Raw genomic sequence first — 16,103 nt, forward strand, 5'->3', positions numbered from 1 at the left:
CCGAGCCGTCACGGAGCCGTCGCCACCCCGGCGGCCGCGGTGGACCGCGGGCCGCGCCCCAGCACGACGACGAACAGGACGGCCAGGACGGCGGAACCGGCCCACACGGCCTGCTGCCAGCCCGCCACGAACGCCTCCTGCGCGGCGCGGGCCAGCGCTCCCGCCTGCGGACCGGCCCCCTCGGCGGCCGCGAGCGCGTTCGCCACGCCCGCGCGGGCGGTGTCGGCAGCTCCCGCGGGCACACCGGCGACCCCGTCGAGCCGGTCGTCGACGGCGCTGCGGTATCCGGCGGACAGCACCGCACCCAGCAGCGCGACGCCCAGCGCGGTGCCGAGCTCGCGGGTGACGTCGTTGAGGGCGGATGCGACGCCCTGCCGTTCGCGGGGCAGTGCGGCGGTGATGGCCTCGGTGGACGGGGTCATCGACAGGCCCATGCCCAGGCCCATGGTCAGCAGCCCGGCCAGCACCGAGCGGTAGCCACCGTCGACGGAGACGAAGGCGGCCATCGACGCCAGCCCCGCCGCCCCGAGCAGGATCCCGGCGGCCATCGTGGCGCGGCTCCCGACGCGGACGGCGACCCGCGGGGCGAGCGCGGAGGCAGCCATCATCAACAGCGCCATCGGCAGCAGCGCCACGGTCGAGCGGAGCGCCGACCAGCCGAGTACGGCCTGGAAGAAGGGGAAGAGCACCACGAAGATCCCCGCCTGGACGCCGAACACGGTCAGCAGCGTCACCGAGCCGCTGGCCAGCCCGCGCTCGCCGAACAGCCGCACGTCCAGCAGCGGCGCCCGCTGGCGCAGCTCCCACGCGACGAACACGGCCGCGCCGGCGAGCCCGGCGACCAGGCTCAGCAGGGTGACCGGTGCCGTCCACCCCGCCACCGGCCCCTCGTGCAGCAGGAAGACCAGCCCGAGCACGGCGACCACCGAGGTCAGCGAACCGACCAGGTCGAACCGGTGCTCGGCGGGCTCGTGCGAGTCGGGCACCGACCGCAGCGACAGCACGACGGCGCCGAGGACCAGCGCGATCGGCAGGACGAACAGCCACCGCCAGCTGGCCACGTCGACCAGCACCGCCGACAGGTGCATCCCGAGGATGCCGCCACCGCCGGCGACGGCGGTCCAGACGCCGATGCCCTTGGCCCGCTCGCCGGCGGGGAAGGTCGAGGTGATGACGGCGAGCGTGACGGGCATGATCATCGCCGCGCCCACGCCGCTGAGGAACCGGGCCGCGAGCAGCACCCCGGTCGTGGGCGCGAGGCCGGCGGCGGCGCTCGCGACGCCGAAGACGGCCAGGCCGGCGAGCAGCACCGGCCGGCGGCCCCACCGGTCGCCGACCGCGCCCAGCGGGAGGAGCAGTGCGGCCAAGGTGATCGTGTAGGTGTTGATCATCCACAGGACCGTGCTCTGGGTGGCGCCGAACTGGACGGCGAGCTCGGGCTGGGCGACGTTCAGCCCGGAGACCGAGGCGATGACGGCCATCAGGGCGATGCAGGCCGCGACCAGGATCGCGCGGCGCTGACGGGGGTCGTGGACGGTCGTGTCCGCGGCCGCCCGGGCAGGCAGGTCGGTGCTCATGCGGTCCTCTCGGCAGGGCAGGGGGCATAGGCGCCGGAGCGGGTGCCCGGGCGCTGGGTCGGTGGGGGAACGGGTCAGCTGCGCCGGGTGGCGCGCACGACGACGTCGTGGAGGGTGACCTCGCGGCCGCCGGGGGCGGTCAGCGTGCGGCGCCGCTCCTCGGCGGTGACGACCGCCCACCCGGCGTCGTCCAGCCGGGCGGTGACGGCAGCGGCGGTGACCGACGCCTCGGCGGGCGGCTGGTCCCCCTGCGCGTGGACGCCGGAGCCGTGCAGGTGCCCGACGATCAGCAGGGTGCCGCCGGGGGCCACCCACCCGGCGAGGCGGTCGTAGAAGTCCAGCTGCGGCATCGCCGGGTGGGCGTAGTGCGTCGTGACCAGGTCGAACCGCCCGTCCGGCGTCCAGCCGCCGAGGTCGGCCTCCACCCACCGCACGTGCCCGGCGGCTGCGCTCCCCGCCGCGCGGGCGGTGGCGCGGGCCAGCGCCTCGGCCGAGATGTCGACCGCGGTCACCTGCCAGCCGTGCTCGGCGAGCCGCAGTGCCTCGGCGCCCGCGCCGCACCCGGCGTCCAGCGCCGTGCCCGGCCGCAGGTCACCGAGCTCCCGGGCCAGGTACGGGTTGGGCGGCGGGCCGGCCGTCGCACCGGGCCCACCCGGGCGCTGCTGCCAGTGGTCCTCCCAGTAGTCCCTGTCGAACCCGTGCGTCTTGTCGAACCCGTGCGTCGTCGGCCGGCCGGGCGGTGTCTCCCGCTGGTCCGCGGCGCCGCCCCGCACGTCTCCCGCGGCACTCTCCTGATCGGTCACGTCCGGCTCCTCCCCGTCTGTGGTGCCTGGACGATGACGCCCGGGGAGGAGGACGTGCAAAGTTACTTGCCGAGTGGAAAACCGGTCGGCCGTCAGCCGGCGCGGTGGGCCGAGCGCCAGCCGTCGTCGGTGCGTACGTACTGCAGCCGCCGGCTGGCGGTCTCCGGGTGCGCGGCCCAGAAGGTGAGCTCCCGCGGCTGCAGCCGGTACCCCGTCCAGGAGTCCGCCGGCGAGGAGTCCGCCGGCCGGGCGGCGGAGGCCGCCCAGCGGGCCCGCCGCTCCTCGAGCGGCAGCCCGGCCAGCTCGTCGGTGTTCAGCCAGGCCAGCTGCCGCAGGTACGCCGACCGGGCCCGCCAGGCCGCCACCGACGACGCGGGCGCGTCGGGCACCACGTCGCCGCGGACCACCAGCTGACGGCCGAAGTCCGGCCAGAGCACCACCAGGGCCGCCTGCGGCCGGGCGGCGAGCTGGGCGACCTTGCGACTGCCGGCGGCGGTGTGGAAGGCGAAGCCGGACTCGTCGAAGGCGGACAGCAGCACGGTCCGCGCGTCGGGGCAGCCGTCCTCCCCGACGGTGGCGAGCGTGACCCGCGGCCGGTCGGGGTCGTCGTCGCCGGGCAGCCACTGTCGCGCGAGGGTCCACGGGTCGGCCGGCGGCTGGCCGTCGGCGTGCAGGTCGAAGGCGTGCAGCCCCGGCGCGATGGTTCGGCTGCTCACCGGATGGCGCCCTTGGTGGGGCCGGCGTAGTCGGGGTTGAGCTTGCCCGGGTTGAGCAGCCCGTGCGGGTCGGTGCTGCGCGCGGTCTCCACGGTGCGGTGCAGCTCGAAGTCGACGTTCCACTGGTGCGGGTCGTGCACGCCGACGCCGATCACGTTGAGCGCCGCGATGCCCGCCCGCACCTGCTCGGGGCTGCGGTACACCCCGGCGAGCATGCCGATCGGCCCGCTGTGCCCGATCTCCTGGTGCAGCAGCCCGCCTTCGTAGACGGCGTGCACCTCGTCGACCCGGTCGATCAGCGCGGCACCGGAGACCTCGACGTGGAAGTACACGCCCGGCGCGCTCTTCTGCAGCCACTCGATGGGGTGGTTGTAGCTGAGCATGCTCAGGGTCAGCGCCGTCTGGGCGCCCTCGCGAACGTCCTCCACCCGGCCGCCGCCGGCCTCGACGACCGCCGACGCCCGGGCCACCGTGCGCGCGTCGGCGATCACCCGGACGCTGGCCCGGCCGGCGGGCAGGGCCGGGTCCGGCGGCAGGGTCGCGGTCATCTCCGGGGTGTCGGCCGAGACCAGTCGCGGTGTCGGCTCCAGGGCGGCGAGCTCGCGCAGCACCGCCTGGGCGCGGCGGAAGTCGGGGAAGCTGGCGTACACGCCGCGCCAGTCCTGCAGCGGCTCCAACCGCACCGTCGCCCGGGCGATGATCCCGGCGGTCCCGTAGTTGTGCACGAACCGCTGCGCCTCGGAGCCCTCGACGTGCACCAGCTCCGGCGACCCGGTGCCGTCCACGACGTCCAGGGCGGCGACGAAGCCGGCGTCGTTGGTGCCGTGCACGATGCTCCCCGTGCCACCCGACCCACCGGCCAGGAAGCCACCGATGGAGGACTGGGCGGTCGACGGGTACATCCACAGCTGCTGACCGGTGGCGTGCGCGGCGCGCTCCAGCGTCGCCATCGGCGTCCCGGCCTCGGCGGTGATGAACCCGTCACCGACCTCGACGACGGCCCGTGCGCGGGACGTGTCCAGCACCAGCCCGCCGGCCATCGGGATGCCCTGGCCGTAGTTGCCGGTGCCCTTGCCGCGCGGGGTGATCGGCACCCCGTGCCGCACGGCGGCGGCGACCGCCAGTCCGATCTGCTCGGCGGTGGTCGGCAGGGCCACCAGGTCGGCAAGCCCCAGCGGCAGCAGCTCGCTGATGATCGGGCTCATCCGGGCGCCGTCGACCGACGCCCGTTCCCGGGTGCGCAGCTCGCTGCTCACGTTGCGGGCGCCGAGCAGCTCGACGAGCTCGGCCTCCAGGGCGGCGACGGTGGAGGTGGGGGGCGGGGGAGCGAGGTGCGCGGTCACCGCTCCTTGGTAGCCGCCGTCGGTTCCGTCCGTGTGACCTGCGGTTACGGGCGTGTGACCAGGCCGGGGCGGTCCCGGCGGGGGCGTGCGGGCAGGGCATCATCCGGCCGGTGAGCTTCTTCTCCGACGTCGAACGGGACCTGGTCGTCGCCGCGCGCACCGAGCTGGCCGAGGGGGTCGTGGCCCTGGACCTAGTGGCGCACAACGGTCGCGACCTGCCCGCCTGGACCCCGGGGTCGCACGTCGACGTCGTGCTGCGCCCGGGACTGGAACGGCAGTACTCGCTGTGCGGCGACGCCGCCGACCGGTCCCGCTGGCGGGTGGCCGTGCTCCGCGAGCCGGCCGGGCGCGGCGGGTCGGCCGCGCTGCACGACGAGGTGGCGGTCGGGCAGCGGCTGCGGGTGCGCGGGCCGCGCAACCACTTCGAGTTCACGGTCACCCCCGGCACCAGGTACCGGTTCGTCGCCGGGGGGATCGGCATCACCCCGCTGCGGGCCATGGTGGCCGCCGCCGCGGCGGCCGGGGCCGACTGGACGCTCGACCACGCCGGCCGGTCCCGGACCACCATGGCCTTCGCCGCCGAGCTGGCCGCCGCGCACCCCGACCGGGTGCGGGTGCACGCCGCCGACGAGGGCGCCCGGCTGGACCTCGCCGCGCTGCTGGGCGAGCCCCGGGACGACACCGCGGTCTACGTCTGCGGCCCCGCCGGGCTGGTCGACGCGGTCGAGGAGCTGCTGGCCACCTGGCCGCCGTCGGCGCTGCACGTGGAGCGGTTCGAGGCCAAGGAGTTCGGTGAGCCGGTGTGGCCCGGCCCCTTCGAGGTCGAGCTCGCCCTCACCGGGGAGACGGTGACCGTCGAGCCGGGGGAGTCGGTGCTCGACGCGGTCACCGCGGCCGGCGCCGTCGTCCTCTCCTCCTGCCGGGTGGGCACCTGCGGCACCTGCGAGACCCCGGTCCTCGAGGGCCCGGTCGAGCACCGCGACTCCGTCCTCACCCCGGCCGAGAGGTGCGACGACACCGTGATGATGGTCTGCGTCTCCCGGGCGGCCGGCCCGCGGCTCGTGCTCGACCTCTGACGACCGCGGACGGGTGGCGGTGCCCGTCACGTCGGCGAAACGGGACGGGAACAGGACGGCGTCAGCCTGCGCGAGTGACCGCGCCGGCCTGCCCCAAGACGATGACGCACGGCCCGTGCGGCGGGGTCGGCGCCGACGGTGGGTGCGAGGTCGCCCCCGGTCGATGTGCCTTCCTCGACTCCCCGACGGTCCGCTGGGCCGGTGGGGACGTCCCGCGGCCACCGGCACCCGAGCCGCCGCTGCTGGCGCTGATGCGGCAACGGCCGGTCGTGGTCGCCGACCTGCCCGCCGCGCCGCTGTCCCGGGAGTCGCTGGAGCACAGCGTCGACACGCTGGCCGGCACGGTCGACGCGGTGCTGCTGGGTGACTCGGGTGGGGCGCGCGTGCAGTTCCCGCCGTCCCACCGGGTCTCGCTGGTGCAGGCCCGGGGCGTGCGGGCCTGGGCGGGGCTCAACTGCCGGGACCGGAACCGGGTGGCCCTGGAGGGCGAGCTGGCGGCCCTGGCGGACGCCGGTGCGGCGGCGGTGCACTGCGTCACCGGTGACCACACCGCACTCGGCGACCGCCCGGACGCCCGGCCGGTGTTCGACCTGGACTCCACCGAGCTGGCCGCGCGCGCCACCGGCGCCGGGCTGCTGGTGTCGGTGGCCGAGGCGCCGGCCGGGCCGCCGGTGCACCAGCGTCCGGCGCGGCTGGCGGAGAAGGTGCGGGCCGGCGCGCAGGTGTGCCTGCTCAACCACTGCGGCGGGCCGGAGGCGGTGGCCGACTTCGTCGCCGCCGCGGTCGACGCCGGGGCCGACGTCCCGTTCGTGGTCTGCGTCGCGGTCGCCCTGGACGCGGCCTCGGCCGCCGAGCTCCGCCGCTTCCCGGGGCTGGTGCTGCCGCCCGGGTACCTCGCCGCGATCGAGTCCGCCCGCAACCCCGCCCGGGCCGGGATCGCCCTCGCGGTCGCCCTCGCCGAGGCGTTCCTGCGCATCCCGGGCGTGCGCGGCATCGACCTGTCCGCCGTGTCCCCGCCGGGGCGCGAGATCACCACGGCCGGTGCGCTGGCCACGATCGGGAGGGCCCTCTCATGAGCCTGCTGCTGCAGTCCGTCACCGACCTGGACGGCCGACGGGTGGACGTCCGCATCGACGGCGCCGAGGTGGTCGCCGTCGCCCCCGCGCTGCCGGTCGTCCCGGACGACGACGTCCGGGACCTCACCGGGCACCTGCTCCTGCCCGCGCCCGCCGAACCGCACGCCCACCTGGACAAGGCGCTCACCAGCCACCGTGCACCCAACCGCACCGGCGACCTGGCCGGCGCGGTCACCGCGATCCGGGAGATCGCCGCCGGCTTCACCCACGCCGACCTGGTCGAGCGGTCCACCAGGGCGGCACGGGAGTACCTGGCGAACGGCACCACCGCGATCCGCACCCACGCCGACGTCGGCGTCCACTCCGGCACCCGGCACGTGCAGGCGCTGCTGGAGGTGCGCGACGCGCTGGCCGGGCTGGTCGACATCCAGGTGGTCGCGCTCGCGTCGGCGCCCTGGACGGCGGCGGAGGCGGCCGACAACGCCCGGCTGCTGGGGGAGGCGATCGGCCTCGGGGTGGACCTCGTCGGCGGGGCACCGCACATGTGGCCCGACCGCGACGCCGGGCTCCAGCTGTCCTTCGACGCCGCCGTCCGGCACGGCCTGCCGCTGGACCTGCACACCGACGAGACGCTCGACCCCACCGCCCAGGGGCTGCGCGCGCTGGCCCGGCGGGTGCTCACCACCGGCTTCGACGCTGGGGCGACGGCCAGCCACTGCGTGAGCCTCGGGGTGCACCCGCTGGACATCGCCCGGGCGACCGCGGCCGAGGTGGCGCGGGCCGGGGTCGGCGTCGTCGCTCTCCCGCAGACCAACCTCTACCTGCAGGGCCGGGACGTCGACGTGGCCCGGCCGCGCGGGCTCACCGCCGTCCGCACCCTGCTCGACGCCGGCGCGACCCTCGGCGCGGGCGGGGACAACCTGCGCGACCCGTTCAACCCGATGGGCCGGGCCGACGCCTGCGAGGCGGCGTCGCTGCTGGTCACCTCCGGTCACCTGTCCCCCCGGGAGGCGTGGACGGCGGTCAGCGCCGGTGCGCGGGCGTGCATGGGCCTGCCGGTGCCGTCGGTCGCCGTGGGGTCGGTGGCCGAGTTCGTGGCCATCGAGGCGGAGAGCTTGGACGCCGCGGTGGCCGGTGCGGGCACCGCCCGGATCGTCGTCTCCCGCGGCCGGGTCGTCGCCGCCACCCGGGTGCTGCGCGAGATCGAGGACCCCGCCGTGGCGGGTGTGGCCAACTCGTGATGGACGGCGCGCGCCGTTCACCGACGGCACACGCGACCGAAACAGACGACACCGAGGGTGGGTGCCGTCCGCACCAAGGGCCGGTCCCACCACCGGTCCCAGACCCAGGGAGCTGCCGATGAGCGCACCCGCGCCCACCGTTCCCGCCGTGGCCACCCGCGAGCGGGTGCTGCACTTCCGCGACGTCGCCAAGGCCTTCCCCGACGGCACCGTCGCGCTCGAGGGCGTCGACCTCGACATCCGGCGCGGCGAGTTCGTCACCGTCGTCGGCCCCTCCGGCTGCGGCAAGAGCACGCTGCTGCGCATCGCCTCCGGCCTGTCGCCGGCCACCGGGGGCGGCGTCGAGATCGAGGCGGCCCGGATCGGCTACGTGTTCCAGGACGCCACGCTGCTGCCCTGGCGCTCGGTGCTGAAAAACGTGCAGCTGCTCGCCGAGCTGCACGGGATGAGCAAGACCGCCACCAACCAGGCCTCCCGGGACGCCATCGACCTCGTCGGGCTGACCGGCCACGAGAAGAAGCTGCCCCGGGCGCTGTCCGGCGGCATGAAGATGCGTGCCTCGCTGGCCCGGTCGCTCACCCTCGACCCGGACCTGTTCCTCTTCGACGAGCCGTTCGGCGCGCTGGACGAGATCACCCGCGAGCGCCTCAACGACGAGCTCATCCGGCTCTTCCACGCCAAGGGCTTCGGCGCGCTGTTCATCACCCACTCGGTGAGCGAGGCGGTCTACATGTCGACCCGGGTGATGGTGATGAGCGGCCGGCCGGGCCGCATCGTGGACACCTTCGACGTCCCCTTCGGTGCCGACCGGACGCCGGACCTGCGGTTCACCCCGGAGTTCGCCAAGCTCGCCGGCGAGGTCTCGCACGCGCTCCGGGCAGGTCACTCGTGACCGCCGTGGCGCACCGCCCCACCGGCACCGAGGAGACCGGCGTGCCCACCACCGCGCAGATCCCGCCGACCGCGGTGACCCCCGATCCGGTCAGCACCCCACCGGCGGTGCACCCCACGCGCGGCCGCAGGCGGTTCACCGACGCCCTGCTGCCCGCCGGGGTGTTCCTGGTGCTGCTGGGCGCCTGGTACGCGATCACCTACCTGGTGCTCGACCCGTCCCGGCGCTTCCTCATGCCGGCGCCGCACGTCATCATCACCGACGCGCTGTTCGACGGGCCGACGATGCAGCGGCTGGGCGAGGCCCTGGGCCGGACGATCACCGTCACCTTCGTGGGGCTGGCCATCGCCATCGCGATCGGCATGGCCTGGGCGATCGCGATGAGCCAGGCCCGGCCGATCGAGCGCTCGCTCTTCCCCTACGCCGTCGCGCTGCAGTGCATCCCGATCCTCGCCCTGGTGCCGCTGATCGGCTTCTGGTTCGGCTACGGGTTCCCGTCCCGGGTGATCGTCTGCGTGATGATCGCGCTCTTCCCGGTGGTGTCGAACACGCTGTTCGGGCTGCAGTCTGTCGACCGCGGCATGCACGAGCTGTTCAGCCTGCACGGCGCCGGCCGGGTCACCCGGCTGGTCAAGCTGCAGCTGCCGGCCGCCATGCCGGCCATCTTCGCCGGCTTCCGGATCTCCGCCGGGCTGTCGGTGGTCGGCGCGATCGTGGGCGACCTGTTCTTCAAGCAGGGCGACCCCGGGCTGGGGATCCTGCTGGACAACTTCCGCGCCCGGTTGCAGGGGCCCGAGCTGTTCCTGACGATCATCGTCGCCGCGGCGCTCGGCTTCGCCGTCTTCACCCTCTTCGGCTGGCTGTCCAAGCTCGCCGTCGGCCGCTGGTACGACCAGAGCCGCGACGCCGCCTAGCCGTTCCCCAGCAGCACCCGGCTCGGCCTCGGCGAGCCGGGAGCCGCTGCTGCCCATGCCCGGCTCGCTCACCGGAGCCGTCCGCACCGCCCGCCCCACCCGGAGCCGCGCACCGTCGCCGGCCCCGGTGCCGGCGCCCCGATCCTGAGGCGCCGCCCTCCCTCGCCCCTAGGAGCACGAGTGCGCATCACCCGTCCCACGTCCGGTGCCGCCACGGCCGCCCTGCTGGCCCTGACCCTCGCCGCCTGCGGCGGGGGCGACGACGACGCTGCCGCCGCCGCACCCTCCGGGGAGGTCGGCAGCACCGACCTGGCCGCGGCCGGCTGCCCGGACACCGTCGTCGTCCAGACCGACTGGAACCCCGAGTCCGAGCACGGGGGGCTCTACGAGTCCCTCGGTGACGACTACGTCGTGGACGCCGGCTCCAAGACCGTGAGCGGCACGCTCATCGACGCCGCGGGCGACAGCACCGGGGTGAAGCTGGAGATCCGGGCCGGGGGGCCGGCGATCGGCTTCCAGACGGTGACCGCCCAGATGTACTCCGACGACGACATCACCCTCGGGTACATCGCCACGGACGAGGCGATCCAGCTGTCCGCGACGCAGCCGACCACGGCCGTGCTCGCCCCGCTGGAGATCTCGCCCACGATGATCATGTGGGACCCGGAGACCTACCCGGACGTCACGGGCATCGCCGACCTCGGCCGGACCGACGCCACGGTCCGCTACTTCGAGGGCTCCGCCTACATGGCCTACCTCACCGGTGCCGGGATCCTGAGCCCCGACCAGGTCGACGGCTCCTACGACGGAACCCCGGCCGGGTTCGTCGCCGACGCCGGGGAGTCCGCGCAGCAGGGCTTCGCCTCGGCCGAGCCCTACATCTACGAGAACGAGGTCGACGCCTGGGGCAAGCCGGTGGAGTACGAGCTGGTCTACGACGCCGGCTTCCAGCCCTACCAGTCCTCGATCTCGGCGCGGTCCGACGACCTGGAGAACCTGTCCGGCTGCCTGACCGAGCTGGTGCCGCTCATGCAGCAGGCCGACGTCGACTACCTCGAGGACCCGTCCCGGGTCAACGAGATCATCCTGGAGCTGGTCGAGGAGTACGACACCGGCTGGGTGTACTCCCAGGGCGTCGCCGACTTCTCGGTGCAGCAGCAGGCCGAGCTGGGCCTGGTCGGCAACGGGGACGACGACACGCACGGCAACTTCGACACCGAGCGCGTGCAGACACTGATCGAGCAGACCACGCCGATCTTCACCGAGCAGGGCACCCCGCCGATCGAGGGCATCACGCCCGACGACCTGGTCACGAACGAGTACATCGACGAGGCCATCGGCGTCGAGTGATGAGGGACCCCCGGGCCCCCCCCCGCGCGCGACCGCGCGGCGGGCCCCGCCCCGGGGACCGGCTGTCGTTCAGGCGCCGTCGACCTCGGCCCGCAGCCGGGCCATCCGCTCGTGCACCTGGTCGACGACCTCGGCCGCCTGCGGGTCGCAGAGCGTGGCGCCGTCGGCGACCTGCCGGCCGCCCACCCAGACCGACTGCAGGTTCCGCAGCGAACAGGCCAGCACGTAGGTGCCGTAGACGTCCCACACCGGGCCGGTGTCCGGGTCGCGGGGGTCGACGACCAGGAAGTCGGCGTACCGGCCGACTCGCAGCGTGCCGACGTGGTCGTCGATGCCCAGCACCTCGGCCGAACCCCGGGTGTGCAGCTCCAGCACGTCCCGGACCGGGAGCGCGGCCGGGTCGTGGTGGGTGGCGCGGAGCAGCGCCAGCGCGGTCCGCATGTTGCCCCACGGGTCGCTCACGTCGGTGCAGGACTGGTCGTCCAGCCCGATGCCCACCCGCATGCCGAGCTCTCGGATCCGCGGGATCTGCGCGACGCCCGACGCCAGCCGGCCGTTGCTCATCGGCTGCCAGCTCATCCCGCACCCGGCGGCCGCGGCGGCCTGCAGGATCTCGTCGGTGGTCTGGATGAAGTGGCCGAACACCAGGTCCGGGCCGAGCGCCCCGGCGTCGGCGTACCAGGCGAACTTCGACTGCTGCAGCGCCACCTCGTGCGGTGTCTCCAGGAAGTGCGGCTGGTTGAGCAATCCGTGCCGGCGCATCGCCGCGACCTCCAGCTCGGCGGCGTCCCGTGACGGCGCCCACTGCACCGTGCCGCTGATCGCCAGCCGCAGGTGCAGGTCGGGATCGGCGCCGGCGGCCAGCTCCACGACCTCGTCGAGCTGGGCCAGCGCGGCATCCCGGTCGACGTCGCCCTGGGCGAGCATGACGCTGTGCACGTGCCGCAGGCCGGCGTCGACCTTTGCCCGCAACTGGGCGTGCTGGAACTCCGGGTCCGGTACCTGGGCGGCGTACCGGGCCACCCCGTCGGACTCCCGGTCGAAGGTCAGCCCGGAGTCGGTGAAGTCGAAGGCGGTGGTGATGCCGTTGCGGAGGAAGTCCTGGGCCCCGTGCCGGGTGGTCCAGTAGATGTCCTCGGCGGTGCCGGCGGTGGTGTACCGGGTCATCGCCTCGATCCAGCCGTACAGCGACTGGTCCATGCCCAGCCCGCGCGAGGCGGAGGTGAACAGGTGGCTGTGCGAGGAGACGAAGCCGGGTCCCACGAGCGCCCCGCGGGCGTCGAGCACGTGGGCGTTGTCGAGCCCGGCGAGCACCGCGGCGGGGGGCTCGCCGGGCTCGACGGCGGTGAGCCGGCCGTCGTCCCCGACGGCGAACCAGCCGAGGAACGGGTCGGGACGGTCGGGGTCCAGGGTGAGCAGGACGGCGTTGCGTACCAGGAGTCGGGTCACGGCCGGACGATGCCGGGACGACGTTGCCTCCTCGTGACGGTCAGGTCACCGCTTCCGTCCTCCCGGCCGGCGCCTCAGCCGGGCAGCCACCGGCCGGTGACCAGCTCGGTGTACATCCGGCGCAGCAGCAGACTGTTCCGGTCGGCCTTGGCGTGCGCGTTCAGCCGCGGTGCCAGCGGGAACGGCGTGGGCAGCCGGTTGAGCAGGTCGGCGTCCTCCTGTTCGACGACGTCGTCGAAGGCGATGAGGTCGGCCGCCGGCCGCTCGGCCTCGGTGTCGGTGCGCAGCACCGTCTGGATGATCGTGCAGCGTTCGTCGTCCACCGGGGTGATCGCCTTGATCATCACGTGGCCCAGGCCGTCGGGGTAGGTGATGTGCAGGTTCATGAAGAACGGCAGGTGCACCTGGCTGACCGTCGAGCGCACGGTCGAGCCGGTCTCACCGGGCCGGGCCGCCACCGGCACCTCGCTCCGGGTCTCCAGGCCGTAGGAGGTGCGCTCGAGCTGTGCCTCGGTCAGCTCGGCGTCGTCCGGGTTGCCGAAGGTGTTGCGGTGCACGAACGCCACGTGCCCGGGGTCGACGTTGTTCTCCACCAGGTGCATCGCGGTGCAGTCGAAGTCCCACTGCTTCTCCGGCACGATCCGCCAGCCGGGGGCGCCGTACTGCGGGACGTCCGGGACGTCGGCGAGCGGGCCGCCCTCGTCGTCGCCGGCCAGGCAGACCCAGACCATGCCGTAGCGCTCCTGCGCCCGGACCATCGTCAGCCCGCTCTTGGTCGGGTGCGGCGCGGTCGGGAACTGCGGGATGCGCTGGGTCAGGCCCTGGGCGTCCCACTCCCAGCCGTGGTACGGGCAGACCAGGTGGCAGTCCTTCACCCAGCCCATCGACAGCGGGGCGTCGCGGTGGGCGCAACGGTTCCAGGCGACGCTGACCGGCCCGCCGGGCACCGGCCGCCAGATCACCAGCTCCTGCCCGAGCACGGTGCGCTGGACGGGGCCGTCGGTGACCACGTCGCTGAAGCACGCGGCATACCAGAACCGGCGGAACACCGGGTGCTCGGAGATCACCAGGTGGTCGGGGCCGTGGTGGGTCGTCTCGCGGGTGGTGGTCCGCTCTGACTCGGTGAGGGTCATGCTCGCGCCTTCCTGCCCCCGGGCCGCTCGCGCCGTCCGCGCGGCCTCGGACGCCGGTGAGGCTGCCGGGCCGCGGTGTCCTCGCGATTACGCCGCCGTGACGAGTCGTCTCGCGCTGCTCATCCAGGCGTCACGCGAGCACGCCAGGGTGGCCGGGTGCTCGTGACGCAACTGCAGCAGGCGCTCGGCGACGACGCGGTCTCGGTCGACCCGGGGGTGCGCCGGACCGCCTCGACCGACTGGGCGCACATGTCGCCGGTACTGGCGGCGCGGCTCCCCGCCGGGCTGGCGGACGTCGTCGCCTTCCCGGCCGACGCGAACCAGCTGGCGCGCACGGTGGCCCTGGCGTTCCGGGCGGGCGTACCGGTGACGGCGCGCGGCAAGGGCACCGGCAACTACGGGCAGGCGATCCCGCTGCATGACGGGTTGGTGGTCGACCTGACCCGCGCTCGGCGGGTGCTCGACGTGGGGGCGGGGTGGATCACCGCCGAGGCAGGGACCCCGTTCGTCACCCTCGAGGCCGCCGCCCGGCGCACCGGCCAGGAGCTGGCGATGTTCCCCTCCACCGTCGGCAGCACGCTGGCCGGGTTCCTCGCCGGCGGTGCCGGCGGCACCGGCTCGATCGAGAACGGCTGGCTGTGGAGCGGATTCGTGACGGCCCTGGACGTCGTCCCCTGCACCGGGGCCGAGGAGCTCGTGCACCTGGAGGGGATCGAGACCGCGCCCCTGCTGCACGCCTACGGCACCACCGGGGTGATCGCCACGGCCACCGTGCGGCTGCGCCCGCGGCGGGACTGGACGGCGCTGTTCGCCTCCTTCGGCACCGAACGCGACGCGGTGGACGCCGGGCGGGCGCTGATGTCGTCGCTGGCCCCGCAGCCGCGGCTGGTCTCGGTCGACGAACCCGGCATCGTCGCCGCACTGCCGGCCGACCCGGGGATCCCGCCGGGTCGGTCCAGCCTGCGGGTGATCGTCGACACCGGCGTGCTGACCGCCGCCCGGCAGCTGGTGCGAGCGGCCGGGGGAACGGTCGAGGACGTGCGGCCGACCGGGCCGGCGCTGCTCACCTCGCTGTCGTTCAACCACGCCACCCACCGGGTGCAGAAGACCCGGCCGGGGCTGGCGCACCTGCAGGTCGGCGGGCCGACGCTGGTCGAGCGGGCCGCCGAGGTGCGGGCCCTGCTTCCGGGGGCGCTGGTGCACCTGGACGGCCTGGGCGGCGCGGCCGGGCCGGAGTTCGTCGGACTGCTGCTCACCCCGTACACGGGCACGGCGGAGCTGTACGCGGCGATGGACGCGTTGCGGGGCATCGGCGTGCACGTCAGCGACCCGCACACCTGGGAGCTCGCCGAACCGCTGGGCGACGTCCGCGCGGCCGCCGCCCGCTTCGACCCGGCCGGCCTGCTCAACCCCGGGAAGCTGCCGGCCGTCGTCCCCGCGTGACCGGTGCGGTACGTCTGCGTTACGTCTGGTCGCACCCGGTGGACACCTGCGCCCTGCCGCGGGCAGGGTCGCAGACCTCCCCGTTCGGCCACACTGTCGACGGGTCTGGAGAGGGCACCACATGACCATCCCCGTGATCGACCTGACCCCGGCACGCACCGGCGGCGACACCACCGACCTGGTCGCCCGGCTGCACACCGCGATGAGCGAGGTCGGCTTCCTCCAGGTCGTCGGGCACGGCGTCTCGCCCGACCTGGTGACGGCCGCGCACGACTCCATGGACCTGCTCGACTCGCTGCGGCCCGCCGAGCGGCGCGCGCTGCTCCGCCCGTCGGTGACCGAGCGCGGGCTCAACGAGCGGGTCGACGACGCCGGCCGGGTGATCGGCCGGACCTTCAAGTTCCTCCGTTACGACGACCTGGCCGAGGCCGTCGCCGACGGTGCGGTGGCCGGGCACCCGGACTTCTTCACCCCGAACGTGTGGCCGGCCGGGCTGCCGGTCTTCCGGGAGACCTGGCGCAGCTACCTCGACGAGGCCCGCCGGGTCTGCGACCTGCTGATGGGGCTCGTCGCCCGGGCGCTCGGCATGCCGGCGGACCACTTCGACGCCGCCTTCGCGCACTCACCGACGCTGACCGCGGTGAACTGGTACCCGCCGCAGCCGGTCGACGTCGAGCACGAGGCGACGATCCTGCGCCCGCACCCGGACTCCGGTGGGCTCACCGTGCTGCACCAGTCCGGCGACTACGACGGGCTGGAGGTGCGGCGCCCCGACGGCAGCTGGACCACGGTGCCGATGATCGAGGACGCCTTCGTCATCAACATCGGGCAGCTGATGAGCCAGTGGACCAACGGCGTCTACCCGGCGACGATCCACCGCGTCGTCGCCGGCCCGACCACGCAGCACAGCCGCCGGTCGATCGCCGTCTTCCACCTGCCCGACCTTGACACCGTGGTCGAGCCGCTGCCCAGCACGGTCGGCGCCGAGGGGCCGCGGTTCACGCCGATCAGCGTCTACGACTGGCAGCAGCAGTTCATGGCCCGCTTCGTGCAGGCCGAGAAGTACGCCGAGCCCGCGGCCGTCTGACCG

Annotated in this window: 14 protein-coding genes; 8 read left to right on the forward strand and 6 right to left on the reverse strand. The window is 74.6% G+C overall.

The features are described 5' to 3' along the window. Positions 1 to 8: 8 nt before the first annotated feature. The 4 genes from ACI79U_RS09740 to ACI79U_RS09755 all read right to left on the reverse strand — a co-directional run bounded on the left by ACI79U_RS09740 (position 9) and on the right by ACI79U_RS09755 (position 4,439). On the reverse strand, positions 9 to 1,577 hold the full coding sequence (locus tag ACI79U_RS09740) for an MFS transporter (protein ID WP_457069094.1): 1,569 nt from the start codon (positions 1,575 to 1,577) through the stop codon (positions 9 to 11). A gap of 74 nt (positions 1,578 to 1,651) precedes the next feature. Continuing rightward, the gene (locus ACI79U_RS09745) at positions 1,652 to 2,380 is read right to left on the reverse strand and encodes a class I SAM-dependent methyltransferase (RefSeq protein ID WP_457069092.1); all 729 of its coding nucleotides are present in this window, start codon (positions 2,378 to 2,380) and stop codon (positions 1,652 to 1,654) included. A 92-nt stretch (positions 2,381 to 2,472) separates the two neighbouring features. Further along, a complete protein-coding gene (locus ACI79U_RS09750; RefSeq protein ID WP_457069090.1) occupies positions 2,473 to 3,096 on the reverse strand; it encodes a pyridoxine/pyridoxamine 5'-phosphate oxidase in 624 nt (207 codons plus the stop codon). Beyond that, entirely contained in the window at positions 3,093 to 4,439 is a 1,347-nt protein-coding gene (locus tag ACI79U_RS09755; protein WP_457069088.1) for an FAD-binding oxidoreductase, read from the reverse strand. Before ACI79U_RS09755 ends, ACI79U_RS09750 begins: the two co-directional genes overlap by 4 nt. 110 nt (positions 4,440 to 4,549) lie before the next feature. Here ACI79U_RS09755 and ACI79U_RS09760 point away from each other — a divergent pair, with 110 nt between their 5' ends. The 6 genes from ACI79U_RS09760 (at position 4,550) to ACI79U_RS09785 (ending at position 10,988) form a co-directional block, all read left to right on the forward strand. Then, positions 4,550 to 5,515 (forward strand): PDR/VanB family oxidoreductase, encoded by a 966-nt coding sequence (locus ACI79U_RS09760; RefSeq protein ID WP_457069085.1) that lies wholly within the window; start codon positions 4,550 to 4,552, stop codon positions 5,513 to 5,515. Between the two features lie 74 nt (positions 5,516 to 5,589). Next, positions 5,590 to 6,591, forward strand: a complete 1,002-nt coding sequence (locus ACI79U_RS09765) for a methylenetetrahydrofolate reductase (RefSeq protein ID WP_457069083.1) — start codon at positions 5,590 to 5,592, stop codon at positions 6,589 to 6,591. Beyond that, the gene (locus ACI79U_RS09770) at positions 6,588 to 7,832 is read left to right on the forward strand and encodes an amidohydrolase family protein (RefSeq protein WP_457069081.1); all 1,245 of its coding nucleotides are present in this window, start codon (positions 6,588 to 6,590) and stop codon (positions 7,830 to 7,832) included. The genes ACI79U_RS09765 and ACI79U_RS09770 overlap by 4 nt, the downstream gene beginning before the upstream one ends. Before the next feature lie 118 nt (positions 7,833 to 7,950). After that, positions 7,951 to 8,724 (forward strand): ABC transporter ATP-binding protein, encoded by a 774-nt coding sequence (locus ACI79U_RS09775; protein ID WP_457069079.1) that lies wholly within the window; start codon positions 7,951 to 7,953, stop codon positions 8,722 to 8,724. Next, complete coding sequence (locus ACI79U_RS09780; RefSeq protein WP_457069077.1) at positions 8,721 to 9,638, forward strand: ABC transporter permease; 918 nt, start codon at positions 8,721 to 8,723, stop codon at positions 9,636 to 9,638. The genes ACI79U_RS09775 and ACI79U_RS09780 overlap by 4 nt, the downstream gene beginning before the upstream one ends. Before the next feature lie 180 nt (positions 9,639 to 9,818). Beyond that, positions 9,819 to 10,988, forward strand: a complete 1,170-nt coding sequence (locus tag ACI79U_RS09785) for an ABC transporter substrate-binding protein (RefSeq protein ID WP_457069075.1) — start codon at positions 9,819 to 9,821, stop codon at positions 10,986 to 10,988. 69 nt (positions 10,989 to 11,057) lie between these two features. Here the strand turns inward: ACI79U_RS09785 and ACI79U_RS09790 are convergent, their stop codons facing one another. Both ACI79U_RS09790 and ACI79U_RS09795 read right to left on the reverse strand, forming a co-directional pair. Next, positions 11,058 to 12,437 (reverse strand): amidohydrolase family protein, encoded by a 1,380-nt coding sequence (locus tag ACI79U_RS09790; protein ID WP_457070438.1) that lies wholly within the window; start codon positions 12,435 to 12,437, stop codon positions 11,058 to 11,060. A gap of 74 nt (positions 12,438 to 12,511) precedes the next feature. Beyond that, positions 12,512 to 13,570, reverse strand: coding sequence for a Rieske 2Fe-2S domain-containing protein (locus ACI79U_RS09795; RefSeq protein ID WP_457070440.1), 1,059 nt, complete (start codon positions 13,568 to 13,570; stop codon positions 12,512 to 12,514). A gap of 156 nt (positions 13,571 to 13,726) precedes the next feature. Between ACI79U_RS09795 and ACI79U_RS09800 the strand changes: the two genes are divergently transcribed. Next, positions 13,727 to 15,013: an FAD-binding oxidoreductase gene (locus ACI79U_RS09800; protein WP_457070442.1), complete on the forward strand. Its 1,287-nt coding sequence runs from the start codon at positions 13,727 to 13,729 to the stop codon at positions 15,011 to 15,013. A gap of 121 nt (positions 15,014 to 15,134) precedes the next feature. Further along, complete coding sequence (locus ACI79U_RS09805) at positions 15,135 to 16,100, forward strand: isopenicillin N synthase family dioxygenase (protein WP_457070444.1); 966 nt, start codon at positions 15,135 to 15,137, stop codon at positions 16,098 to 16,100. The last annotated feature ends 3 nt before the right edge of the window (positions 16,101 to 16,103 follow it).

It is taken from the genome of Modestobacter sp. SYSU DS0904 (assembly GCF_054051115.1).

Excerpts from the sequence above, each read along its gene's own strand:
- ACI79U_RS09740 (WP_457069094.1), bottom strand. The coding sequence starts at position 1,577 with ATGAGCACCGACCTGCCTGCCCGGGCGGCCGCGGACACGACCGTCCAC.
- ACI79U_RS09770 (WP_457069081.1), top strand. The coding sequence starts at position 6,588 with ATGAGCCTGCTGCTGCAGTCCGTCACCGACCTGGACGGCCGACGGGTG.
- ACI79U_RS09775 (WP_457069079.1), top strand. The coding sequence starts at position 7,951 with ATGAGCGCACCCGCGCCCACCGTTCCCGCCGTGGCCACCCGCGAGCGG.
- ACI79U_RS09795 (WP_457070440.1), bottom strand. The coding sequence starts at position 13,570 with ATGACCCTCACCGAGTCAGAGCGGACCACCACCCGCGAGACGACCCAC.
- ACI79U_RS09805 (WP_457070444.1), top strand. The coding sequence starts at position 15,135 with ATGACCATCCCCGTGATCGACCTGACCCCGGCACGCACCGGCGGCGAC.